Source organism: Brevibacillus daliensis (assembly GCF_021245735.1).
Classification (GTDB): domain Bacteria; phylum Bacillota; class Bacilli; order Brevibacillales; family Brevibacillaceae; genus Brevibacillus_B; species Brevibacillus_B daliensis.
This window is the reverse complement of sequence record NZ_JAJISB010000008.1, coordinates 144700-169035: the sequence shown is the minus strand read 5'-3', so window position 1 is coordinate 169035 and position 24336 is coordinate 144700. Positions and strand designations below refer to the sequence as shown.

General features: G+C 40.6%; 20 protein-coding genes. 1 reads left to right on the top strand and 19 read right to left on the bottom strand.

The genetic code is table 11. The annotated features are described in order from the left end of the window. Positions 1 to 249: 249 nt before the first annotated feature. The 17 genes from pfkB to LM917_RS09745 all read right to left on the bottom strand — a co-directional run bounded on the left by pfkB (position 250) and on the right by LM917_RS09745 (position 21304). A complete protein-coding gene (pfkB, locus tag LM917_RS09825; RefSeq protein ID WP_232697331.1) occupies positions 250 to 1176 on the bottom strand; it encodes a 1-phosphofructokinase in 927 nt (308 codons plus the stop codon). Between the two features lie 13 nt (positions 1177 to 1189). Then, positions 1190 to 2044: a tagatose bisphosphate family class II aldolase gene (locus tag LM917_RS09820; protein ID WP_232697330.1), complete on the bottom strand. Its 855-nt coding sequence runs from the start codon at positions 2042 to 2044 to the stop codon at positions 1190 to 1192. Between the two features lie 18 nt (positions 2045 to 2062). After that, on the bottom strand, positions 2063 to 3232 hold the full coding sequence (nagA, locus tag LM917_RS09815) for an N-acetylglucosamine-6-phosphate deacetylase (protein ID WP_232697329.1): 1170 nt from the start codon (positions 3230 to 3232) through the stop codon (positions 2063 to 2065). Further along, a complete protein-coding gene (gene agaF, locus LM917_RS09810) occupies positions 3216 to 3641 on the bottom strand; it encodes a PTS galactosamine/N-acetylgalactosamine transporter subunit IIA (RefSeq protein ID WP_232697328.1) in 426 nt (141 codons plus the stop codon). Before agaF ends, nagA begins: the two co-directional genes overlap by 17 nt. 44 nt (positions 3642 to 3685) lie before the next feature. After that, a complete protein-coding gene (locus tag LM917_RS09805) occupies positions 3686 to 4507 on the bottom strand; it encodes a PTS system mannose/fructose/sorbose family transporter subunit IID (protein WP_232697327.1) in 822 nt (273 codons plus the stop codon). Next, positions 4497 to 5279 (bottom strand): PTS N-acetylgalactosamine transporter subunit IIC, encoded by a 783-nt coding sequence (agaW, locus tag LM917_RS09800; protein WP_232697326.1) that lies wholly within the window; start codon positions 5277 to 5279, stop codon positions 4497 to 4499. Before agaW ends, LM917_RS09805 begins: the two co-directional genes overlap by 11 nt. Positions 5280 to 5294: 15 nt before the next feature. Continuing rightward, the gene (agaV, locus tag LM917_RS09795) at positions 5295 to 5777 is read right to left on the bottom strand and encodes a PTS N-acetylgalactosamine transporter subunit IIB (RefSeq protein WP_232697325.1); all 483 of its coding nucleotides are present in this window, start codon (positions 5775 to 5777) and stop codon (positions 5295 to 5297) included. Between the two features lie 18 nt (positions 5778 to 5795). After that, entirely contained in the window at positions 5796 to 6992 is a 1197-nt protein-coding gene (locus tag LM917_RS09790; protein WP_232697324.1) for an SIS domain-containing protein, read from the bottom strand. A gap of 146 nt (positions 6993 to 7138) precedes the next feature. After that, positions 7139 to 7867: a GntR family transcriptional regulator gene (locus tag LM917_RS09785; RefSeq protein WP_232697323.1), complete on the bottom strand. Its 729-nt coding sequence runs from the start codon at positions 7865 to 7867 to the stop codon at positions 7139 to 7141. Between the two features lie 159 nt (positions 7868 to 8026). Further along, positions 8027 to 8527 (bottom strand): helical membrane plugin domain-containing protein, encoded by a 501-nt coding sequence (locus LM917_RS09780; protein ID WP_232697322.1) that lies wholly within the window; start codon positions 8525 to 8527, stop codon positions 8027 to 8029. Then, positions 8527 to 11484, bottom strand: a complete 2958-nt coding sequence (fdhF, locus tag LM917_RS09775) for a formate dehydrogenase subunit alpha (RefSeq protein WP_373688775.1) — start codon at positions 11482 to 11484, stop codon at positions 8527 to 8529. The genes LM917_RS09780 and fdhF overlap by 1 nt, the downstream gene beginning before the upstream one ends. Positions 11485 to 11717: 233 nt before the next feature. Then, positions 11718 to 13388: a HEAT repeat domain-containing protein gene (locus tag LM917_RS09770; RefSeq protein WP_232697320.1), complete on the bottom strand. Its 1671-nt coding sequence runs from the start codon at positions 13386 to 13388 to the stop codon at positions 11718 to 11720. A gap of 185 nt (positions 13389 to 13573) precedes the next feature. Further along, entirely contained in the window at positions 13574 to 14932 is a 1359-nt protein-coding gene (locus LM917_RS09765) for a ribonuclease H-like domain-containing protein (protein ID WP_232697319.1), read from the bottom strand. Beyond that, positions 14922 to 17204 carry a DEAD/DEAH box helicase gene (locus LM917_RS09760; protein WP_232697318.1) on the bottom strand — a complete coding sequence of 761 codons (2283 nt, stop codon included), beginning with the start codon at positions 17202 to 17204 and terminating at the stop codon, positions 14922 to 14924. The genes LM917_RS09765 and LM917_RS09760 overlap by 11 nt, the downstream gene beginning before the upstream one ends. A 103-nt stretch (positions 17205 to 17307) precedes the next feature. Then, complete coding sequence (locus LM917_RS09755) at positions 17308 to 19491, bottom strand: YcdB/YcdC domain-containing protein (RefSeq protein ID WP_232697317.1); 2184 nt, start codon at positions 19489 to 19491, stop codon at positions 17308 to 17310. Positions 19492 to 19669: 178 nt separating this feature from the next. Then, a complete protein-coding gene (locus tag LM917_RS09750) occupies positions 19670 to 20668 on the bottom strand; it encodes an inorganic phosphate transporter (RefSeq protein ID WP_232697316.1) in 999 nt (332 codons plus the stop codon). A 15-nt stretch (positions 20669 to 20683) separates the two neighbouring features. Then, the gene (locus LM917_RS09745; RefSeq protein WP_232697315.1) at positions 20684 to 21304 is read right to left on the bottom strand and encodes a DUF47 domain-containing protein; all 621 of its coding nucleotides are present in this window, start codon (positions 21302 to 21304) and stop codon (positions 20684 to 20686) included. Positions 21305 to 21568: 264 nt separating this feature from the next. Between LM917_RS09745 and LM917_RS09740 the strand changes: the two genes are divergently transcribed. Further along, positions 21569 to 21778 (top strand): DUF2905 domain-containing protein, encoded by a 210-nt coding sequence (locus LM917_RS09740; RefSeq protein WP_232697314.1) that lies wholly within the window; start codon positions 21569 to 21571, stop codon positions 21776 to 21778. 70 nt (positions 21779 to 21848) lie between these two features. Here the strand turns inward: LM917_RS09740 and LM917_RS09735 are convergent, their stop codons facing one another. After that, complete coding sequence (locus LM917_RS09735; protein WP_232697313.1) at positions 21849 to 23180, bottom strand: globin-coupled sensor protein; 1332 nt, start codon at positions 23178 to 23180, stop codon at positions 21849 to 21851. Between the two features lie 177 nt (positions 23181 to 23357). Next, a complete protein-coding gene (locus LM917_RS09730) occupies positions 23358 to 24296 on the bottom strand; it encodes a MerR family transcriptional regulator (RefSeq protein WP_232697312.1) in 939 nt (312 codons plus the stop codon). Positions 24297 to 24336: the final 40 nt, after the last annotated feature.

Genomic DNA, 24336 nt, shown 5'->3' with positions numbered 1-24336 from the left:
TTAGTTATGTGTACTGAGGTTTTACAATTGTGTTTCCCATGTAGACTATCCGATAATTCCTTTCTGTTCATTTGCCCATAACATTTTGCTTGAAACTACTCTGTCAGGCAGAAAAATGAACGGGCTTTTGAGAGAGCCTTTTTGCTAGGTTCTTCTCCTCTGAGATTAGTGTTGCCATATGTAGCACACAACCAAAAGGACGGACTGTTTTTACATGCAACAGCCCGTCCTAATTTATTTTCCATACATCTACAGAGTACGAATCACTACTTTTGATGCCAAATCTTTTACAAGATCTGGGTCTACCTTGCCCGTTTCTTCTTCAAGTGCATTAGCCATGCCGGTGGCGCAACCATATCGCAATGCTTCGTCTATACTGCCTTCGTTCGCGAATGCATGCAGGCATCCGGCAATCATTGCATCACCTGATCCGACTGGATTCACAACACGAATGGCCGGAATATCAGCCTTAAGGATGGTTGAATCCGTAACAAGTAACGCTCCGTCACCACCAAGAGATACTAGGACGTTTTGTACTCCTCTGTGACACAGCTCTCTGGCCCTCTTCGCGACTTGCTCCAAATTGTGCATCTCTTCTTGAAACATAGAAGCAAATTCTTCACGATTTGGTTTGATCAAAAAGGGTTGAGCCATTATTCCCATTTCCAGCGACTCACCGCTTGAATCAAGTATGAATTTTTTCCCTTTTTGTCGCACCAGTTTCCCTAGTTCAAGGTAAAAATCAGAGCCTAGTCCTAATGGAAGGCTTCCAGATGCTGAAATCCATTCTGCTTTTTCGAGCAAGCTCTCAAAAACGTTAAGAAATACGTTTTTTTCCTCTTGTGAAATTCGGGGTCCCTGTTCAAGGATTTCGGTTTGTGATGGTTCTTCGGTTAAAATAGCCAAGCAGGATCTAGTTTCTTCTTGTATGGGGACAAATTGGTGCTGGATTCCCATTTGATTTAATTCATTCAAAATCCAATTACCGTTCGTTCCACCCAAAAAACCTGTTGACATAAAGCTGTTTCCTAAGAGATGAAGCACGCGAGAAACGTTTAAGCCTTTCCCTCCAGCTGTACGTTGGAGTTGCTTGCTCCGATGAACACCATTTTTTTGAAACGAAGGCAGGTTGTAACGACAATCTATAGAGGGATTACAAGTAACAGTCAGAATCATAACCTTCGCCCCCTTAGGCTTTCCCATCACTTCCGCACATCATGATTTTATCTGAAATAACCTGTTTCATTTCATGAATGGCATCAGCAAAGTATTTTCTTGGATCGTTGGCGTCAGGCTGCTCTGACAGATGGCTTCTTAATCCTTTTACAAAAGCCAGTTTCAACTCGGTTGCTATGTTTACTTTACAAATACCTAGGCGGATGGTTTCGCAAACAAGATCATCCGATAATCCAGACGCACCATGCAGTACCAGCGGGATATCCACTTCTTTACGAATATCAACCAATCGCTCCAAATCAAGCTTAGGTTCACCGATGTACATTCCATGTGCTGTTCCGATGGCAACTGCGAGAGAATCGATTCCTGTACGCTCTACGAATTCTTTCGCCTGCTTCGGATTGGTATATTTGGCATCCTTTTCATCCACAATTAGATCATCTTCAATGCCGCTTAATTGTCCAAGTTCTGCTTCCACTGTGGCATCCCGCCAATGTGCATACTCTACGACTGCTTTAACAATACGAACATTCTCTTCAAATTCATGATGAGAGGCATCGATCATAACAGAATGAATTCCTAGCGAAACGCGCCGTTTAATATCTTCTATATTTTCATGGTGATCAAGATGAAGAGAAATCGGAATTTGATACTTATTCATCGCTTCTTTCACCATAGAGACAAGATATTCCTCTCCGGCATATCCAAACGTTCCTGGAGTTCCTGCTAGTATTACAGGTGAACGTAATTCTGCAGCAGTTTCCACAACTATTTTCATTGTTTCTAGATTATGAATATTAAAAGCAGGTACCGCATATCCCTTTTCTTGAGCATCCAACAGCATTTTCCGAGTTGATAACAAAGCCATGGTTTTCCCTCCTGATGATTATCTTTTATATTTAATCTCTCCGTTGATAAAGGTCATCTTCAATTCAAATTGTTGGTCCAGAACTAGAAAATCAGCATCTTTTCCTTCTCGTATACTGCCAATTCGATCTTCTTTTCCTATGCATGCAGCCGGATTTTTGGAAGCCATATGAAAGGCATCCAAGAGAGACGTATCTGTCCAGTTCATGATGTTTTTAACACCATCCAAGAGCTTGAGCGTACTTCCGGCAAGCGAGCCAGACTCTGTGGTTGCCACCCCATCTTTCACTCTTACAGGGAACTCCCCGAGCAAGTAAGTGCCGTCCTCCAAGCCGCCTGCCCGCATACAATCACTGATGAGCACAACCTTCTCTTTTCCCTTGCAACGAATAAGCGCCTCAATCGCCGCCGGATGAACATGATGGCCATCCGCAATCAATTCCGCGTAGGCATCATCGTTTACAAGAACAGCACCAACCACCCCAGGTTCACGGTGATGAAGTCCCTTCATGCCGTTAAAGGTATGGACAAACGAATTAGCCCCGTTTTGAATCGCCTCGTTGCAGCAAGCAAAGCTTGCATCCGTGTGTCCCAAGCACACTTCAACGCCATTCTCCTTCGCATAACGGATAAACGTCATGGTACCTTCTCGTTCAGGAGCGAGGGCAATTCGTATCAATTGCCCTTCAGAAGCCATTAGCCAGTCATGGAGATCTTCAGATGAAGGATTTTTAAAATAGGCTGGATTTTGCGCCCCTTTATACTTCTCCGTAAAAAAGGGGCCTTCCAAGAAAGCGCCTGCTATCTTTGCTCCATAAACTCCTTGCCGCATGGTTTTTGCGACGGTTGCCAAGGATAGGGTAAGCTCTTCTGTAGATGAGGTGAGCGTTGTTGGTAAAAAACTTGTCACACCGCACATAGGAAGAAACTTGGAAATGTTTTGCAATGCTTCAATGTTGTTATCCATTACGTCGTGACCAGCAAACCCGTGGATGTGGATATCGACCAGTCCTGGTGCTATGATGCTTTCGCCCAAATCGACAATCTCTCCTGATAAAGGGACGGAAGGCGAGTATTCGCCAAACCGCCCATCTCTTATCTCCAGATAACCGGTATCAAATACCCCGTTATCCAAAACGAAGGAGCTTGCCTTGATATTGTAATGGGAAGGCTTAGATGCCGTCTTCATCAGAAATATCCTTCGCTTTAGATTTCAATTCAAACAATTTTACCCCATCCAGACCGTGAGCGACCGCTGATTGGGCGAAATCCGTCAGCGTTTTCTCCCGTTCAAAGACAAGACTGATTAACATCGGAATATTGGTACCTCCAATAACCTGAACGTTTCCCAGTTCGTGTGCCAAGAGCGAACTGTTGTTAAAAGGAGATCCACCAGCAAGGTCAGTTAAGCACATAACACCGTCTCCGCTGTTTACTTCTAAAATAGCTGAACGAAGCTTCTCCTGAAGAATTTCTGTTGAATCCCCTTTTTCAAAATCAACCGCAATCAAATTTTCTTGTTGACCCACTACCAAATCGAGTGCGCTTTTCAATCCAGATGCAAAGTGATTGTGTCCTGTAATAACAATTCCAATCATTTGGTTTACCTCCGAATGTTGCTAAATTCCATGCATGAAACCCCTTACAAGATACCAGTGAAGCGGCCTAGTATCCCAATAACAACTGTGATACCGATTAGTTTTACAGGTGACCAACCGCGTTTTAGCATATAGTACATGAACAGTGTATAAGTAAGTGGCAACAGTCCAGGCATGATTTTATCAAGAATATCTGTCTGGATAGGCAATTCTTTTCCGCCCACATTTCCTACAAACTTGATGTTTAAGTTAACGTAGGATGCGATCAATCCACCCACTACGGCCAACCCAAGAATGGAAGCGGCACGGGAAACATATTTTGTATTTTCTTTTAACGTTGTGATCGCACTTACACCCGTATTGTAGCCGTAATTCATGAGTAAGAAACGAAGACCGAAATGTACGATATTAAATCCGATTAGGAAAACCAAAGGTCCGGCAAAACTGCCTTGCATTGCCATAGAAGCACCGATCCCTGCGGTAATTGGCAGCAAGGTTAGCCAGAAAAGGGCATCCCCAATACCTCCAAGCGGACCCATCATTGCAATCTTGATCCCGCGAATGGTATCTTGATCTTCCTTGTTTTGTTCCATAGCCATCATGATTCCCATGATAAACGTTACGAGGAAGGGATGAGTGTTAAAAAACTCTAAATGTTGTTTCATTGATTTGGAAAGATCATTTTTATTTTTATGAATTTTTTGCAACCCAGGTAATAAGGAATATAGCCATCCACCTGCCTGCATCCGTTCATAGTTAAAAGAAGCTTGCAGTAGCAACGAACGCATCGCCATTTTATTGAGATCCTTTTTGGTCAATACTTTTTCTGTGCTCTTATCTTCATATCCCACTACATTAGATTCCATCTGCAAACTCCTCCTCTACACGAGAATTACCGCCGCCATTACCTGTTCCCTTATCCTTTTGCATATAAAAATCGTACATGGCGATTGCAGCACCAAGGATAGCAACCGCAAGAATTGGGAGTTTCAAGTAGATAACAAGAACAAATCCAATCAGGAAAAAGGCGATGTATTCTTTTTTCAGCATAATCTTTAGCAGCATAGCAAAACCGATTGCTGGCATCATGCCCCCTGCTACTGAAAGACCACCAATCACCCATTCAGGTAAGGATTCGACGATCGTTTTGGCTGAATCTGCACCAAAATAGATAGGGAGAAAAGCAATGATTGCATAGAAGAAAAATAGAAACGTCATTCCCATATAGTTGATGCGTTCGATTCCTTTCACATCGGCGTTCTCTGCGAATACATCTGCTTTATGCATCAATGGTGAGAAGACCGTAAAGAGAAGTGTAATCGCACCCTGTACAGCTACAGCGAACGGAACGGCAATCCCAACTGAAATGTTAGGGTCCTGCTGGGTCAGAATTGCGAAGGCAACACCTATGACACCCCCGATAACAACGTTAGGCGGCTGAGCTCCAGCAAGTGGTACCATCCCCATCCAGACCATTTCCAAAGTAGCACCAGCAATTAATCCTGTTTGCAAGTCACCAAGAATTAAACCAACAACCAAACCAGTTACTAACGGTCTGTGTATATGTGTCAAACCGTTAAACAGGTCGACACCGGCAATTCCTGCCCATAATGCAATTAATAGCGCTTCCAATAACATGCAGATTTCCCCCTACTAATAGATTAGTTCTACTATGTTTTGTCCTCGCTCGTCCGGTACTCTTCGAACGTCCAGTTCGACTCCCAAAGCAGCCAACTCTCTAAAAGCTCGTTTATCATCCTCATCCACAGATACAGTTGAGGAAATCTGTACTTTGCCTTCAGCGAAGTGCATGTTTCCAACGTTTACCTGTTTAATAGGCACTCCTCCCTTCACCAGTTTCTCTAGATCTTGCGGATCTTTTACAACCAGAAATATCTTTTGACGAGGGGAGGCTTTGTGTATAACCTCGATTGTTTTTTGGATACTGAAAAAACGAGTTGCAATGGTATCAGGTACAACCATCTCCATTAAGTTTTGCTGAACTGGGTCTGTTGACACTGCATCGTTAGCAACCAGAATCAAGTTAGCGCCAAGATGGTTCACCCATGTTACACCTACTTGACCGTGAATGAGTCTGTTATCAATTCTTGTTAGCAAAATATTTGGTTGAGACATTACCTCACCTAGCCTCTCTTACTTTTCATAATCGTAAATGGTTACTCCTTGCACAACCCGGTTGACACTTCCGCTTGGGCACGGATTATCAGGGGAAATGCCAAGTGCAAGCGATTTCTTTAAAGCTAGTATTTGTGCAAACAGAATAACCGGGATTGCCAGATAGCAATCATTGATACTATCTAACTCATTATTATTCCCAGGCTCTTGCAGGCATAAAAACAAATCAGACATAGATTCTGCTTGCGGATCAAACACATCAGAAATAGCGACCAATGCTTTTGTTTTTTCCTGACGGATTTCTCGTAGGATATCGAGATCATATTTTCTGGTATAACGGTCATTTGACAACATGACAATCACTACTGTTTCCTCATCAATAATGGATTTTGGACCATGGCGGAAACCAAGTGGGGTGTCAAACATGATCGGAATATTTCCGCCAGTCAACTCTAGCAGTTTAAGGGTGGCTTCACGAGCCAATCCTCCCAAAGCACCAGAACCAAGATAGACTAATCTGCTAAAGGATGACTCGGCAAGTGGATCTAAAAGCGATTCTTTTTTGCCTATAACCTCTTCACCTCTGCTGATGATATAGGAAATGATATCTTCCATATTCTCCAAACGATTTCTTTCAAAGGTTAAAAGGACGCCTAGCATCATGCAAGTGAAGCTTCCTGTCATGGCAAATCCCTTGTCATTCGATTTACTTGGCATCATCAAAACAAGTGCATTGTCTCTATTCTCTGCCCACTTGGCCAGACTGCCTTCTGGATTGCAAGTCACAAAAATATGATAGATGTCGGATACAATTTGCTCCCCTAAATTAATCGTTGCAACGCTCTCCGGACTGTTACCTGAGCGTGCAAACGAAATGATGATTGTTGGCTCATCATGTTTCAGGTAGTTCATCGGATTCGAAACGATACTTGTGGTTGGAATGCTTTCAATCTGCATCTTTGTTTCATCTGTGATGGTATATAGATAAGGTGTTACCGTTTCACCGATAAAAGCTGATGTTCCTGCTCCGGTTAAAATCACACGAACTCTTGCATGTTTGGAGAAAATCCGTTCAAAAAATTGATCAATTTCTCCTGATTGATTTTTGATAATTTCAAAGGTTTCCCTCCAAAGCTGTGGCTGCTGTACAATCTCCTTTGCAGTATGAGTGGCACCATGTTCTTTCCAGTATGTTTCTTCTTTTCCTAGTAGCATTCTTCTACTCCTCTCTGTTTGTAAACACAACTATAGCTAGAATTTTAGGGTATCACATAATGATGATGCGACATTGTGATGTCATGTTGTCATTACCAGTTACTTTAATAATTAGAGTAGATACGTCTTCTTGTATCTACTCTCATCTATTCCAATTCTACCGTAAAGGAGATCTTGTCACCCCTTGCGATACCAACTGTGTACTCAATAATTTCATTCTGTGCATAAGTAGTTCGCTCAATCATCATGCTGGGAATGTCTTGAGATATTTTCAGCATTTCAGCTTCCTCTGCTCTTGTCTTTACAGCTGCAAAACGTTCGGTCGCCTTCGTAATAGTAAGCTGGTATTTTTCACGAAATATATTGTACATGGCGTTCTTCTCTAGCTCTTCTCTATGAAAATCTGGGAAAAATTTAACAGGAACATATGATTTTTCATACAGCATGGGTACTCCATCAGCTAACCGTAAGCGCGTAATCTTGTACACAGGATCTTCAGGTTCCACATGCAACTGTTTGGAGACCTTTTTTTCACAACCGATTATCTCAAAACTGCTAACAATGGATGTGGGCGTTTTCCCCAGCTTCTTCATCTCTTCCGTGAAGCTGTAAAAACCCTTCAAGTTCTGATTTACTATTTTAGGTGCAATAAAACTACCTTTTCCATGTTGCTTGTAGATATATCCATCATGTTCAAGCTCCATCATGGCCTGCCTGACCGTCGTCCTACTCACATCATAGGTTTCACACAACTCACGTTCTGATGGAAGTTGATCATGTTCTTTTAACTGACCCTTCTCCATCATTTCAATCAAAATATCCATCAGTTGATAATAAATGGGTACCGGATTTTTTTTATCAATCATTTTCGTCATCATCACCCCCTACTGTCATGATGTCATTACCAGTTGTTTCGTCTTTAATGATAGGGCATAGTTTCTTTTCTGTCAATCATTTTAGTTGAAGTGGGGATTAGACTAGAAAAAAGAAGCACCCTACCATTTTGGAAAGAGCGCTTCTCTTCTTAAATCTGTTTAGTTGTGTCCTTTATCTGACTGCTCTTTTAACCCTTCACCCATTCCTTTTAGCAAATTAATTCCAAAGGCAACGGAGCGATTTACATCTGGGTCCTTCAATGCTCGCATGAGGTCTATAATCCCGACCCTTTCGTCTTTTTCTAGTCCCTCACCGGCCTTTTTTAAGCCTTTCGAGACACTTGCGACCATTTTTTGGGTCATTTGCGGTTCCATGTTACCTAATACTCCTGTTAATGCCATGACATTGTTGATGGAAGTAACAACGTTAGGTCTAAGCAACTGTTCAACAGCGATTCCCGTCATTTTATCTTTGGATTTTACCATAGCCTGTAAGATTTCTAACAAGCCAGACTCGTGTAATTCCTCGATAAGCTCCATTGTTTTACGTAAACTATCTGTATGCTGTGCTACTTCTTCTTTCAATTGGGCAAGATGTAGATCTTTATATTCCTTCTCGCCAGGTGACGGATTGTTTATGGTTGTTAACCTTTGGGCCATCAGTTCTTCCCTCCTGAAACATTGACATCCGCAATTGCGACATAATCTTCACGAGCCCATTTTCGTTCCACCTGAACTCCAATCTGTGGGTTGCGTACTTTGTTCCTCGGATTATGTTTTGGTAACGGATTATTTCCGTCATCTTCGAGAACCTGCATCAAGACACGTGTCTGCTTATATGCTGGTGTCTTTGTACGTACATCGACGGCATTACCCGTTAGTAGATTGACGGCATTATCACTACTTACAGAGTTCATCGGGACGTACAGTTCATTTCCTCGAACGCGGTCTGTAACAAGCGCACGCAATTTGATTGCCCCATATGGAGATTCGAGACGAACGAGTGCACCGCTTTCTACATTACGTTCCTTCGCTAGTTCTGGAGAGATTTCTACGAATACTTCCGGCACTTTATATTGAATTCCTTTTGACTTGTTCGTCAGATTACCCTCGTGGAAATGCTCTAGCATACGGCCATTATTAACGATTAGATCATATTCCGGCGCATATTTTACAGGAGGAACATATTCCACCATCGATAGGCGCGCTTTTCCATCCGGGAAGTTGAACCGTTCTAGGTAAAGAAGCGGTTCATCCGTTCCATCAGGCATAACAGGCCATACCTGACTCTTCCATCCTTCAAGACGCTCATACGATACACCAGAGAACATTGGACTTAAGCGAGCAATTTCATCCATGATTTCACCTGGGTGCTGGTACTCCCAGTTTGCTCCCAATCGGTTAGCAATTTGCGTAATAATCCACCAGTCTGGTTTACATCCTTCAAGAGGTGGCAACGCTTGGTATAAACGTTGAATACGTCGTTCGGTATTGGTGAATGTTCCATCCTTTTCTAAGGAAGGTGCCGCAGGTAAGATAACATCAGCAAATTGAGCCGTTCTTGTAAAGAAGATATCTTGAACTACAAAGAAGTCAAGGTTACTCAATGTTTCCTGTACATGGTTGGAGTTCGTATCTACCCATGCCATATCCTCTCCTACCAGATACATCGCTTTTAACTGACCTAATTCTGCAACTCTAATCATATCTGTGTTCGTTAAACCTGGTTTGCTAGAAATTTTCACACCGTATTCTTTTTCAAATTTTGCTCTTGCCTCGTCATCAGAGATCGGTTGGTAACCAGGAAGCCAATTTGGAAGCGCACCCATATCACAAGATCCTTGTACGTTATTATGACCACGTAGCGGATATGCTCCTGCACCTGGGCGCCCATAATTGGCTGTAACTAAGAGCAGATTCGAAATAGCCGCTGAGGTATGTGAGCCGGCGATGTTCTGCGTAACACCCATTCCCCACAACACACAAGTACCATCTGCGTCACGAATCATTTCCGCTGTTTTTATTAAATCTTCTTTGGATATTCCTGTAATCTCTACAGCGTAGTCAAGCGTATATTTTTCCAGCATCTGTTTGTACTCTTCAAAATAATGTACACGTTCATTGATAAAATCTTGTTTATGCCAGCCTTGATCGATCATGTATTTCGCTACTGCTGTCAGCCAGACAAAATCCGTACCCTGATTAGGATGTAAATATAAATCAGAACGTTCAGCCATTTCGTTTTTACGTAGGTCAGATACAATTAGTTTTTGACCATGTAGCTTCTGAGCACGTTTCACGCGGGTTGCAAGAACAGGATGTCCTTCTGCTGGGTTTGCCCCAATAATAATAATTAAGCCAGCTTGTGCAATATCTTTAATTGTCCCAGCGTCTCCTCCGTAACCTACCGTTGACAAAAGACCATCTGTAGCCGGAGACTGACAATAACGCGAGCAGTTATCGATATTATTCGTTTCAAATACCTGACGTGCTATCTTTTGCATAAGATAAGCTTCTTCATTCGTAGTTTTGGAAGAGCTTACAAAACCAATTGCATCCCCGCCAAATTCTTCTCGAATCGCCCCTAATCTTTTAGCAATATAGTCAAAAGCCTCTTCCCACGTAGTAGGAACGAACTCATCACCACGACGAATTAATGGTGTAGTGAGGCGCTGATCACTATTGATAAAATCCCAACCAAATTTCCCTTTAATACAAGTAGAGACGCTGTTTACCGGTGCTTCTTCACTTGGCTCGATTTTGAGAATATGACGGCCTTTCGTCCATACCTCAAATGTACAGCCTACCCCACAGAATGTGCATACGGTCTTCGTTCTGTTGGTTCGAGTTTCACGCATCGCCGCTTCCACCTCGGAGATTGCCAGAATTCCGCTATATCCTGGCTCAACCTCTTTGACCAGTTCAATCATGGAATCATTCAAATCTTTACCCAGATTCGTCATGAAGCCAGCTTCGCCTAACATTGATTTTTCCATGAGGGCGTTACAAGGACAAACTGTTACACAATGCCCACATGATACACAGGAGGAATCATTAATCGATTTATCATCGTCCCAGATGACTCGTGGCATCTCTCGTTCCCAATCGATCGTCAATGTTTCATTTACCTGTAGGTCCTGACAAGCTTCTACGCAACGTCCACATAAAATACATTGGTCAGGGTCATAACGATAAAAGGGATTAGACATATCCTTTTCGTAAGACTTTCCTCGGTACGGGCGCTCCTGATGTTCGATTTGCATCTGGTTAACTGTATTATGTACCCGACAGTTCCCATTATTGTTATCACAAACAGTGCAATACAACATATGATTTTGTAAAATACGGTCCATCGCCTCATGTTGAGCTGCCTTAGCACGATCAGATTTTAGTTCAACCTTCATACCTTCTTCTAGTGTGGTTGAACATGCACGTACCAGTTTACCGTCCACCTCACACATACAGGTATCACAGGTTTGAATGGGACCCAGTACAGGGGAATAACAGACATGCGTATGCTCAATTTTTTGCTCTAATAAATAATCCAGTATTCGTTTACCTTCTGGCGCATGGTGTTCCGTTTCATTGATGTGAAAGCGAATATCTCTGCTCACCACATACCCTCCTTATATTAAAAATATTTCGAAACATTCCCACGTAAATAAAAAACCACCATAAAACAACAAGCGCAAATAAATGCCGCACCAGCTGCTCTATGGTGGAGTAACACTTAGCAGATACCTACCAGTTATCAACCCACATGACGTGTGAATTTTCCTTTACCATATCATATCATAATCGAACGATTGAAAAAAGCAAGGGAATCGTCTTCGCTGGTATGTTTTGCACGTCATCTTTTTGGGTGCATCGGTTTCAGGAAGATTTTTTCATTTGCTAAGTGTTTACAACTTTTTGGCCAACTCTTTTGTTGCTGTGACATTGTGATTAACTCTCTAATTTCATCCATTTCATCTACGCTAAAACTGGTAAAAAACGTTTGCTGCCATTGTGTTAGCCATCTTTTCAGCTGTTGAAATACATAATTCCTAGCAATTTTGTCTGTAGACATCGTGGCTTCCAATAGAGTACGCAAACTTGTTTTTCTCGGTAAGGCATAAAGGAGTTCAGCAATATTTTTCTTTACGTGAGACATGGTTGCCTGTGCCAATTGTTGTTTTAGTAATTCTTTATCCTCTGGGGTCACCAGCTTAAAAACCGCTTCTTTTGCTGTTCGAGATACTTTTTTGCTTGTATGCTCTACTTTTTCTAGGAATAGTGATTTATACGCATCTGCATGCAACCGTTCAATAGCCTGGATGGTCACTCTCTGTATTTTGAAAACAGGATAGTGCAAATATGCCGCTAATTGTTCTGCATCCCGAGCTTCTCCCGTTTCGCCTAAACCTGCAATTACGGATGATAGTTCATTATGATTAGCATGAGGCAATTTTTGGCGATAGAAAGCACTTATCGGTTGCTCCGTTTTCTCTCTCAGAAGAAATTGTGCCAGTCTTCGAACAGATGTACTAGAATCAACTAATGCTCCCATAACATAGGGCTTACAGAATTCAGGGTCATATTGCCACAAAAGTAGCAATGCTTCCTGTTTAATACTACTATTCCTATCCTCCACCATCATTACTATCTCTTTAAACCATTTTTTCGGGTTTATAACCATTACGTTATGAAGTATTTTTTTTCTAACTTCTGCATCAGAAGATTGAATAGCGAGTGAAATGACCTCATCTCTCTGTGTCTCAGATAATGAGAGTGCAAGGTCAACACATGCTCTGCTATTATGTATGTCTGAAGAGGTGATGCAGGTTAACAACTCAGGACGACAATCTAACGAATGCAAATAACTGTTGATTTCAGCTTGAAGCACTGTATATTTATCTCTACTAAACTCATGAACATGATTGATTAGTAGAAGGGATTGAAAAAACATGTGGGCATGATTTTTCGTTAATCTCTTTTTAAGAGCTTTATATGCCTGAAAACGAATCGGAGACACATGGTCATTTAAACGTAATAATAAAAAGGGGACCACGTCAGTATGCTTGCTTTCATGCAAAAGTTTAACCGCAGCTTCACGCACATAGCCATTCCGATGGAAGCTTACTAATCCCAGTAGTAACACTTCTTCTTTTGTATGGTAAGCAAACTGCGTGATTTTCTCTGGTTTTACTTCGTTCCATCCTGATAATTTCTCATCGGAATAATGGATGGATGAATGCAAAAACTCCTGTATTTTAATCCATTTCCGATGATCATTCTCAACAATTCCTTCGACCAATGTATATAACGCCTCATAGCCTGAGCGTTTAAATACAGAAGAATCCTGCAAAATAAAAGATAACAAGTATGGAAGTATCGCCGGTTCTTTTATTATTTTGATCTCATTGAAAATGCCATCAAAATAGTGCTGTTTCGTATAGATGTTCCCTATTTCAACTTGAGGTGTGAATAGCTTTTCTATCAATTTCTCTGATTCATCCGAAAGATGATACCACTTGTTCATCTTCTTGATAAACTCCCTTCTGCAAATCTGGTGTTCTTTAGCACATTATGAAGGAAGTAGGTTTAAAAATACATAGCAGAGAGCGTCAAACTGCTTCATAACTGTAACGGAATATAATAAGTGGACCGAATCCTGCATGGACGGTCCACTTCTCGTAACACTTTTTATCTGGCAAAGCATGTAGCTTACTTACCCATTTTTTGTTTCAACCGCTGTATCCGTTTCTCATAGGCGTCTCGTTCCACCTTCTGTTTTTGGCGAAGAAGGCTTCCTTTCTTCTGCCAGCGCTCAAACGCCATTTGGGTATAAACAAGCGCCTTGTTTAGATCTTTTAACTGGTGTTCACATATTTTCGCTGCTTCTACACAAACTTCTTCATTGGATGATGATTTATCACGAATTACGGCTTCAAAGCAATATAGAGCACGATCCCAATCTTTTTCTCTTTTAAACAAATGGCCAAGAGCCGCTTTTGCCTTATTATGCAGAAGGTGTGTGCTTTTTGCCACCACCTTATAATGCTTTTTAGCCTCTTCATAGGCCCCTAATGCCTCATACCATCTAGCTACCTCAAAGATTTCATCCAAGGAAGAAAAATGATTTCGCTCTCCTGCCAAAACCAGTTTAGACATATGCGTGTATAAAGTAATCAGTGAAAGAACGTCAATTTCGTTATGCACAAGTACACCAGCAATTTCAGTAGGGTCTTTCTCTCGTAAATAATCGAAATATAGCATAGGCGCCAACGATCCAGGAACGTCATGTTCACGAATGATATGCAATTTCTCTTGCTCAACGATGGAAAGGCGACAAGAAACCAGTTCATTCTTCCACAGCCTTCTCGCACCGTGCAAAAGGTCAATATGCCCAAAGAGAGGTAATTCTGGAACATCGTCTCGTACAAGGGTGTGTCTGGTCTTAACCTGCGGCCAATCAAAAGCCTTTCCATTGTAGGTAACTAAATCCTTAGAGGTTCGTACATCATCTAAAAAAGATTGGTAAAGAGCAATCTCCGAAAATGGATCTGGCAAAAAATGTTGTCGGACTACTACTTCATTTTTTTCGATCTTGCTGTACCCTAATAAAAAGATCGTATTCCCCACTCCACCGTTTAACCCCGTTGTTTCTGTATCAAAAAATAACAGGTCCCCTGGTTGTTTACCTGATGATGACAAGGGATGTGATAGACCAGCATCTTCCCACTCTTCCATGACTGTAAATAACTCTTCGAATCGATATCGTCCGTGCAAATGATCTAGGGGATATTTTACTTCCCTGACCATAACATAATCATGTTCCGTCCAAAATGATGATGCCTGTAAGAGATCCCATTTATCGTAATGTGGTATTTCCTGATCTCTCTTTGAATAGAAATGATCCTTATGATCTTCTTCTACTGGTAGTTCGTTTAAAACAACATCATCTAGTACTTTCTGAGTGCTTACCTTTTCCTCGGTAACTTCTACAACAGGTGTAGTCTCACGTTCGGGTGCAACGTGGGTAAGCTGTTTTTTCATCCGGTTCAATTTATTTTTAAGAGACATCGATAGTCCCTCCCTGAGCTACCCGTAAAAGTGACAAGGCTAATTCCTTGCCGTTCTCTTCTACATTCCCAATACAAGATGGACAGCCAGAGTGACAAGGGCATGAAGCAATCATCTGCTCTGCCTGTAAGAGAACCTTTTCCATTTGCTCGTATACTTGTTCGCTGAGTCCAATTCCACCAGGATAACGATCATAAAAAAAGATGGTGGGCATTCCAGAGTGAACGGCTTTACGCTGCGGTACAACGTGCAAGTCACTCCGATCACACATAACAAGCAAGGGAGCAACGTGTTGCAGCACATGTGCCGCTCCAGTCAAACCACGCTCGACCTCCTCGTGACCAATGGTTTGCAAAATCGATTCAGGCAAGCTGATCCAGGAAGCACTCGTGTGTAATTCTTCTTCCGGTAAATGAATCGGACCTGACCCAATATTCTCATGTGTCTCGAATTTTATTTTCTTAAAGATTGTTGCCATTGCATTTACCGTTACATCTCCGTAGGCTAAATCGGTTTCATGCTTGGTTCGAATTTTATCCACTTCCAGCACTTTTAACTGTACAGCTAGATTCGCATCTGTATAATAATCTACCTGAACTTCACGCACAAATGCCTTTTTCTCTTCATAATCCAGTTTTTCAACCTGATATTGCACGCCCTGATGCAAATAGATCGCTTCCTCATGTAAAAGCGTCATCGAACTGAATCGATCCATCTCTCCTATCACTTTTTCCTGCCCTCGCTCGGTACTATCAATAATGACCACGTTCTCTTGAGCAGCAGAACGCAGACTGATATTGTTAGCTGGAAAAGAGTCATTCATCCAGAAGTACTTGCCCCGTGAGTGATGTAGAATCTGTTCTTCAACTAAAAAATCCAGGATTTCAATGATTTCTGCCTGTCCGAATTGGTCACCCTTTTTAAAAGGAAGCTCGTAGGCAGCACATTTCAGATGATCAACCAAAATGATTAAATTATCGGGATTAATACGGGCAGATTCAGGATTTCTGTCTAAAAAGTATTCAGGATGCTGGATCACATATTGATCTAACGGCGAACTGCTTCCTACTAAAACGACCACAGATTCATCCTGCCTACGACCTGCTCGACCCGCCTGCTGCCAAGTGCTTGCGACAGAACCTGGATAGCCTGTGATTACACATGCTTGTAGTTGGCCAATATCAACCCCAAGTTCTAAAGCATTCGTACTAACTACTCCCAGAATATCACCTTGCCGCAAACCTTTTTCAATCTGCCTTCTTTGCTGGGGCAAATATCCACCACGGTATCCTTGAATCGATTTTGGTCCTAGCTTTTTACGAATCAACTCTTGCAGATAGGTTAGCAATATTTCAACTCGAACCCTGCTTCTAGCAAACAGAATGGTTTGTATTCCATTCCCCAGTAGCTCTGAAGCAATGTCCCTTGCTTCCAAGGTAGCACTGCGCCTAATATTTAATTGACGATTTACAATGGGTGGATTATAAAAGATGAAGTGCTTGGTACCTGTAGGCGCTCCATTATTATCTACCAGCTCCATCGGTTCTTCCGTAATTCTCTCAGCTAATTCCAAAGGATTGGCAATAGTAGCTGATGTACAGATAAACCGTGGATTGCTGCCATAAAAGGCACAAATACGCTTTAATCTTCGAATGACATTCGCTACATGGCTTCCAAAAACTCCTCTGTACGTATGTAACTCATCAATAACTACAAACTTTAGATGTTCAAAGAAGGCCACCCATTTAGTATGGTGGGGTAAAATTGCAGAATGCAGCATGTCGGGATTGGTGATGACAATATTGCCTGCTGTTCTCACCATCTGCCTGATATTTGCAGGAGTATCACCGTCATAGGTTTCTGCTTTAATGGTAAGCCCTGTCTCATTCACCAATTCATGTAATTCACTCTTTTGATCCTGCGCCAGTGCTTTCGTAGGAAATAAATATAAAGCACGCGCTTTGGGGTCCTTTGACAATGTTTGTAATACCGGGAGATGATAACACATACTTTTCCCAGAGGCAGTTGGTGTGACTGTAACAATATTTTTTCCTTCCTCAACATGGCGAAAAGCTGTTTCCTGGTGCGTATATAACGAAGAAATTCCTCGTTTTTGTAAAGTTTGCATGATCCGTTCATCCATTTCAACTGGAAAAGAGACCGTTTTAGGTTCACGTGGCGGAATGGTCGTCCACTGTACGATATTTTCTTTCATTCGTTCATTTTGCTTCCATGCTTTGAGTAGTTCAGGTAGCTGTTTTTTACGTAACATCTGATCACCTTCTTCCTTCCTATTGTACGAATGAATGTTTGGTCTGTAAATGAAAAAAAGCTATCTCCGCTTTTTTACAAAAAGGAGATAGCTTTTCATGTTATTAATCGTTTTGAATGATTGTAAAAATAATCGCTGATAATTCTGCACGGGTTATCGGTTTATTCGGGCTAAAATTGCTTCCTGCTGGTTCATGTAAGTAACCCAAACCGTATGCAATTGTTATCGCTGGAACCTGCTCTCCTGTTACGTCAGGATATGGAGATTTGTATAGTTCAGGGTTGGTTAATAAGTCCGACATATATTTTGCTCGCAATAACCAATCAATTGCTTCATAACGTGTCATTTCCTTATCAGGCTCAAACTTAGACATAGCTGGAAGTATTCCTAGACTAGAGGCACGTGCTACCTTTTCAAATAGAGGATGGCTCTTTGGTATATCTGAATAACTAGCGGACGTTCTCATTTCATCTCGCCAGTATCGTTCTTTTTCTTGAACAGCAGACAAAATAGAAAGCATTTCTTGGCGGGTTACAGTTTTATCAGGTAGAATCTTTCCTTCTTCAAGAGTAAAATACCCCTCTTCTGCAGCGAATTGTAGTGCATTTTCTTGCTCATGATCACTTATATCCTGTGGATTAAAACTTTTATACCTTTCAGAGTAAGTTTCCCATTTTCCCGTATGTGCATTTACTTCACCATTTTCTCCGAGATAAAGGTAACCAAGTTTAACAACAGGTTCGATCCCTATCTCATCTTTTTTTGTTTGATACATGATATTGTAAGTGAGTACTACCTTTTTATGTTTGATTTCTTCCTTGATAGCTTGCTCTTTATTTATGGTTGCTGGTGGATATAATTTCTCATCTTTAACAAATAATAACCCTTCTTCATCCCATTGATCAAAGCTTGTCAGTTCACCTGTTTCTTTATCCACACTAATGTGAAAACTACTTTCAGGAATAGGTATTTCACCATGGCTCGTGACAAACATAAAAGAATATTCGTCCTCTTCTTGTGTATAAACCATTTCTTCATCTCTAAGCACGATTTGTCCCAAATGTTTAGGATATATTTTCTTTAAAAAGGAGGTAGCCGTTTCTTTTGCTACTTCCCTCGTCACATTTTTAGTAGATGTATTTGATTTTTTCTTTTTGATATAACGATCTTTTTTCTTGTCATATCCCCTCAATTTTCCTCTATCAGTGATACTTATCGTGAAACTTGATGAGTCATCTTTCGGGGACATGAATTCAAAACTCCACGATTCATAGACAAGCCCATTTCTATTACTTGAGCCACTTCCATGCGAACCTTGAGACTTCGCTCCTTTTTCTATCTGTTCTGCATATTGAATAGCGATTTTTTCTGCGTCTTGCTTGGTTATCTTTCCTACCGGTTTATCTAGATATGTGATTGTACTACCGATTGGTACATATTTTTTCTCACCAGCTGCACTAGGTAACCTCATGGACAGGCCTTCACCAGTTTGAGCATCCATTACTTGTACACTTGTAGGCGAATATTGATAAACTGGCTGATATGCTTGTTCACCATTACCTTGAAAGGGAACGACTGATGTATAGACTAATTCTGGATCCAGCAATGTTTTTAACTTTTGCTCAGCTTGTTCTTTCGAAATGGTAGGTTTACTATCAGGAATATCCCCTTCATACCAATTTAGTGTATAGTTCGTGATGTTTCCTCCCTGATCGACGACAATGTGTACTCCGTTACTGATAAAGGGAACACCATTAACCATTCGAGTATAGTTGAATGTATGATCTTGTCCATTAAATGACTCCATTACATGCATCTCATTTGCTTTTGATAGTTCTTTTCCTTTATCGCCAATGACACCCTCTAAAAATGTTTGAGCGATAGCTTCCGCTTCATTTTGTGTCACTTTTTTTTCTGCTTTCATATTCCTATCAAAAACCCAATAACGTAATAATTCACCAGTTTCCTTTGAAATATCAACTGTGATCGCACTATGTCTTTTACGATCAGATTCTTTCTCAAAGTCAAGGCTCCAATATGATGTACCGCTTTCTTTTTCGAAAATTTCTGACGAATTAGCTAGCTTGTACTCCTTTGGAATTGTCACTAATTGTTTCACTCTATTTTCCGCATCCTGAGAAGAAGTCAATTTCACCTTGGAGCTAGCTGTCGCTGCATAAGCCCTTGATGTGTCAGACCCAAATGAAAGAGGGTGCACAAAAGTGACCGCCATTACCAAACTGATGCCAGCAAGTAATGAAGTGTTTATTCTTTTATTACCTTCCATTTTCTACTCTCCCTTTGATAATTTTCATATACATCTACTCTATACCAAGTAATGGTATATAACCAGCATTAAAAAATATATTTTGTAAAACAAAAAACAGCCTGGAACAAGATTATCTCAAACTCGTGAGATACATCGTATTCCGTGCCGTCTCTTCTAATGTGATGGTAGTTTTGTACTACCCGATCTGTATGATTAGTAAATAAAGCAAACCAGCGGTCAGCGCAGTAATTGGTAGAGTAATAACCCAGGTTACAACAATTCTTCTGGCGACTCCCCATTTTACATCTCGAAAACGTTGAGCAGAACCAACGCCCATAATAGCAGACGAGATGACATGTGTTGTACTTACTGGCAACCTCAGACTAGTAAAACCAAAGATGATAATGGCTGATGATAAATCAGCAGCTGCACCATTAATCGGTTTTAATTTTGTTATTTTTCGACCTACAGTTCTGATAATACGCCAGCCACCTATCATTGTTCCAAATCCCATCGCTAACGCTACACAGACGCGAACCCAGAGAGGTATATCTGTTGTAGTTTGATAGCCTGCTGTTATCAGCGCCATCGTCATAATCCCCATTGTCTTTTGGGCATCATTCGTTCCATGGCTAAAAGATTGTAGAGCTGCCGTTACCACCTGAAAACGGCGGAACCCCTTATTCGTGGATATTAGATTGGCATGCTGAAAGAATATTTTAAAAAGCTTCATCATAAGAAATCCCAATCCAAATGCGACCACAGGTGAAATAATTAGTGCTTGAATAATCGTGATAAAACCTGAATAATTTAGGATTCCAACGCCTGCAGAAGCAATAGCCGCTCCAGCGATACTACCCACTAATGCGTGAGAGGAACTACTCGGAATGCCAAAAAACCAGGTGAGCAAATTCCAAATAATTGCGCTTAGTAAAGCAGCGAGAATAACAAGCGAGCCATTCTCTAAACTGAAGGGATCGACAATGTTTTTTGTAATGGTCTGAGCTACTCCTGTAAAAAGAAGCGCACCACAAAAATTCATAATACCCGCTAGAAAAATCGCTGTTGTTGGTTGCAGGGCACGAGTTGATACAGATGTGGCAATCGTATTTGCTGTATCGTGAAATCCATTTATGAAGTCAAAGGATAGCCCTAGAACAATTATTAAAATTAATATGATAAAGCTGGTGTCCACTGATACTCCTTCTTCCTACACATTTCTCATAATAACTGTTTCGAGGGCATTAGCTACACCTTCGCAGTTGTCTGCTACATCTTCGAACATCTCATAAATTTCTTTATACTGAATCAAACGGAATGGGTCCTTTTGTTCTTTAAACACGTGACGAATACAATTATTTAACACTTTATCTGCTTGAGATTCCAACTCTTTGATTTTAATAATGTGAGGCTCAATTGCTAAAAAGTTACGTTGGAACAACAATGATGTTGCGTTAGCAATTTCATTAGAGGCTGCTACAAGAATATCTGTAAACTCCAAAATAAAATCGTCTCGTTCGGTAATCTGATAAATCTCCATGCGCGAAGCCAATTCTTCCATGCCATCCATCACATCATCCAGTTTAATAGCCAGCTCCTGAATGTCTTCACGTTCAATTGGTGTAATAAATGCCTTATTAAGTATGGTGGTAATTTCATGGATATATGTATCTGCTTGATGCTCATAATCTTTCATGGTAGATGCAAATACCTCAATTGTTACATTGTCTGACTTCACATAATTAGAAAAATAGTTGGTCGCCTCTCCTAAAACGAGAACGATCTGTCCTATCTTATCAAATAGCTTGTCATCCTTTGGTTTAAAAAACACGTTTACTCCTCCTTAGTTGTTCATACCTGATGTCCATCATATAAATTTTACGGTTACTTTTTCTATTCCGCAATACTTCTATAGTGCTTAATGCTCAATTTTTTCATTCATTAACCAAATTGTTATTTTTTATACATAGATTGGAAGCATTTTCTGAAATAGAATCGTATTTTCATCGAGATAACCTTACTCCCCTTCTTTGCTAAGAAAATGTATAATAGTATCCAGCTGGATCACTCATTTCACATACAAAAGGAGTCACTCATGGGAAAAACGTTAATGATCATCGGCGGTGCATTATTACTAATCGGCTTACTTTGGCAGGTTGGAGGGCGTTTCTTCCCTCTTGGTAGACTTCCTGGTGATATCGTCGTCGAAAAGGAAAACGTAAAATTTTATTTTCCGATTGTCACCTGTATTCTGTTAAGTATCGTATTATCGCTTATCATGTATCTAGTTCGTATGTTCAAATAAAAAACTCTTGGCCACTTCTATGAAGTACCAAGAGTTTTTTTATCATTTCTTTTGAAAAGTGCTGCTCCTGCTACTGCTTCAATTCTTCTTGAAGCTCTTTTAATTGTAGAGCTGAATGTGAGACTTGCTGTGAAGATGTATTCAACATTTCAACATCCTCAATGAACTGATTCATACTATCCGTTACTTGTTCTATTTCGTCCAGTGAAACCTGCATAGAGGTTACAATCTGGTTCAAGGCCTTCTCCGTATGATCTGATTCTTCTTGTCCTCTAACCACCAGCTGTTGAATCTCTCTGATGGAAGCAATTACTTGACCCGTGTATTCATTAGATTGGTTTATGAGTAGTGAGACATCAGCTACAGATTGTCTTGTCTGCTCGGATAATTTACGAACCTCTTGTGAAACAACTGCAAAGCCTCTCCCATGCTCTCCCGCACGAGCAGCTTCAATAGCTGAGTTTAATGCGAGCAAGTTGGTTTGACCAGCAATCTGCTGGACAAGCTTTACGATCTTCTGAATTTCACCAGATGATTGGTTAAGTTTTTCAATAACAGATGACATCTGACTCATGCTGTTTGATATATCTTGAATGCGATTTTCCAGATCTTTCACACGTTGTTGACCATCACTTGCAAGTACAAGAGTTTCTTTTGATTTCTCCGCACTGTGGCGAGCACCAAAGGTAATCTTTTGCCCGCTATCTAGTAACTGCTCAAGGGATGTCTGTGTCTCCGTACTTAAAGTTGCTAAAACCTTGCTGATATCTGCCATTTTTAATTGTATTTGTTGTTTCCCTTTATATGCTTGCTCTTTATTGCGGTATTCTTTTTCATACGCCTCTAGAACAACCTGCTGTTCAAAATTAAACAATTTCGATATGACATGAATCGCTTTGAGTAACACGTCTTGATTATTCAATTGATTAAATATAATAGTAGTAAAATGAGACTGGACATTTTGTAAAGCGGCAATGTACCATTTTGGTTCCAGTCCAATATGAACATGAACATCTGCAACCCTGAATCGTTTATGTAGATATTCCTCGTCAATTTTCCCTTCAAATATACCGATCAAATGATGTCCCAAGCTTTTTATTAATCGATCCAGACTCCCGTGCTTATCTATAATCTGTTTCAGTTTATGTACGTCTAATACTGTTCGATAAAAGGTATGTACAATATCATCAATGTGCTCTATTAAAATTGGTTGAATCATTTTAGCAATACGTAAATCTTCTATCCCTAATCCAATCATTTTCAATTGTGTCTTATATTCTGGATGGTACAAGGAAATGTGCACGTCATAATCAGTCGGTTCTTCTAATGTAGCTGCTGTAATTGAATTCGTTCTCTCCTCTTTTTTTCCGAACAGACCTGGTTTTCTGAAAAATGTCCTCATGCCCCATCACCTTTGCGCCAATATATAGAATGTCAGTTTTCTTCCCATAATTAATATCAGTATTTATCTAATTATACAAACCTTATACATGATTGTAAAATAAATTTCTTATTTCATAAATAATCATATAAACAACCCGTTTCATTTCTGAACGGGTTGCCATCCATTATCTAGGAATTACTCTTTACTTTGTATGAATTGTTGCTGGTACCATTCTTGCCAATTTACAGGATCTTCCGTTAGGAGATGAACTCCCTTCGTTCGAAGGTACTCCACCTTGTCTGGTTCCAACCACAGTTGAGTTGTACCGCTTCCGCCGATTACTGCTTGCAAATGTGGATACTCCTTAATCCATTTCTCTATCAGATTCAATACAACAGGTGCCTGCTCGACACGCTGAATAGAAACACAAATCCAATCAATCTGATGTAAATGTAAAAAATGATCAACTTCTGTGTGTGGTGTATTACCACCCAAATCGATTACATATATACCTCTTTTTCGTAGAAATAAACTGAAGAGCAATAATCCTATTTGATGTTGCTCCGTTTCTGCACAATAAGTTAAGACTTTTGGTTGTTCTAGGGAGGTTGGATATAGCGAAAACGTTGTATACAATTTCTGCATAACGAGTTGTGAGAGCAGATGCTCGTGACAAACCGTGAGTTCACCATTCTGCCAACAGGTACCTACTTGTTTCATAAAAGGAATAATAATTTGATAAAAGAATATATCATCACCATATGTTTGGAGAGTAGTCTCGATTTTCTTCGTTAATTCCTGTATGCGTAGTTCAACCAATAATTTATGCATGGATTGTATGATTTCCTGACATGCCGATTCAATTGCTGGCAGCTCCATAAAGGTGACTGGAATATGTTGTTCTGACTCTGGCTGCTGCATTACTTTTCGCAACTCAATTGCCTGGGATATCGTTATTCCATGAAGATTCATTTGATAGGTGAGCCAATTTAGTTCATCAATCTGTTCTTTGGAATATAACCGATAGCCGCTTTTAGTACGCCTGGGAGAAATTATTTCATATCTCTTCTCCCAGGCACGAAGCGTTTGAGTAGAGATTCCCGTTATTTCTGATACTTGACCGATTGAATACAAAAGAGATCACATTCTTTCTAAATTACTTGCATGATGACTC

Excerpts from the sequence above, each read along its gene's own strand:
- pfkB (WP_232697331.1), bottom strand. The coding sequence starts at position 1,176 with ATGATTCTGACTGTTACTTGTAATCCCTCTATAGATTGTCGTTACAAC.
- LM917_RS09820 (WP_232697330.1), bottom strand. The coding sequence starts at position 2,044 with ATGGCTTTGTTATCAACTCGGAAAATGCTGTTGGATGCTCAAGAAAAG.
- nagA (WP_232697329.1), bottom strand. The coding sequence starts at position 3,232 with ATGAAGACGGCATCTAAGCCTTCCCATTACAATATCAAGGCAAGCTCC.
- agaF (WP_232697328.1), bottom strand. The coding sequence starts at position 3,641 with ATGATTGGAATTGTTATTACAGGACACAATCACTTTGCATCTGGATTG.
- LM917_RS09805 (WP_232697327.1), bottom strand. The coding sequence starts at position 4,507 with ATGGAATCTAATGTAGTGGGATATGAAGATAAGAGCACAGAAAAAGTA.
- agaW (WP_232697326.1), bottom strand. The coding sequence starts at position 5,279 with ATGTTATTGGAAGCGCTATTAATTGCATTATGGGCAGGAATTGCCGGT.
- agaV (WP_232697325.1), bottom strand. The coding sequence starts at position 5,777 with ATGTCTCAACCAAATATTTTGCTAACAAGAATTGATAACAGACTCATT.
- LM917_RS09790 (WP_232697324.1), bottom strand. The coding sequence starts at position 6,992 with ATGCTACTAGGAAAAGAAGAAACATACTGGAAAGAACATGGTGCCACT.
- LM917_RS09785 (WP_232697323.1), bottom strand. The coding sequence starts at position 7,867 with ATGACGAAAATGATTGATAAAAAAAATCCGGTACCCATTTATTATCAA.
- LM917_RS09780 (WP_232697322.1), bottom strand. The coding sequence starts at position 8,527 with ATGGCCCAAAGGTTAACAACCATAAACAATCCGTCACCTGGCGAGAAG.
- LM917_RS09770 (WP_232697320.1), bottom strand. The coding sequence starts at position 13,388 with ATGAACAAGTGGTATCATCTTTCGGATGAATCAGAGAAATTGATAGAA.
- LM917_RS09765 (WP_232697319.1), bottom strand. The coding sequence starts at position 14,932 with ATGTCTCTTAAAAATAAATTGAACCGGATGAAAAAACAGCTTACCCAC.
- LM917_RS09760 (WP_232697318.1), bottom strand. The coding sequence starts at position 17,204 with ATGTTACGTAAAAAACAGCTACCTGAACTACTCAAAGCATGGAAGCAA.
- LM917_RS09755 (WP_232697317.1), bottom strand. The coding sequence starts at position 19,491 with ATGGAAGGTAATAAAAGAATAAACACTTCATTACTTGCTGGCATCAGT.
- LM917_RS09740 (WP_232697314.1), top strand. The coding sequence starts at position 21,569 with ATGGGAAAAACGTTAATGATCATCGGCGGTGCATTATTACTAATCGGC.
- LM917_RS09735 (WP_232697313.1), bottom strand. The coding sequence starts at position 23,180 with ATGAGGACATTTTTCAGAAAACCAGGTCTGTTCGGAAAAAAAGAGGAG.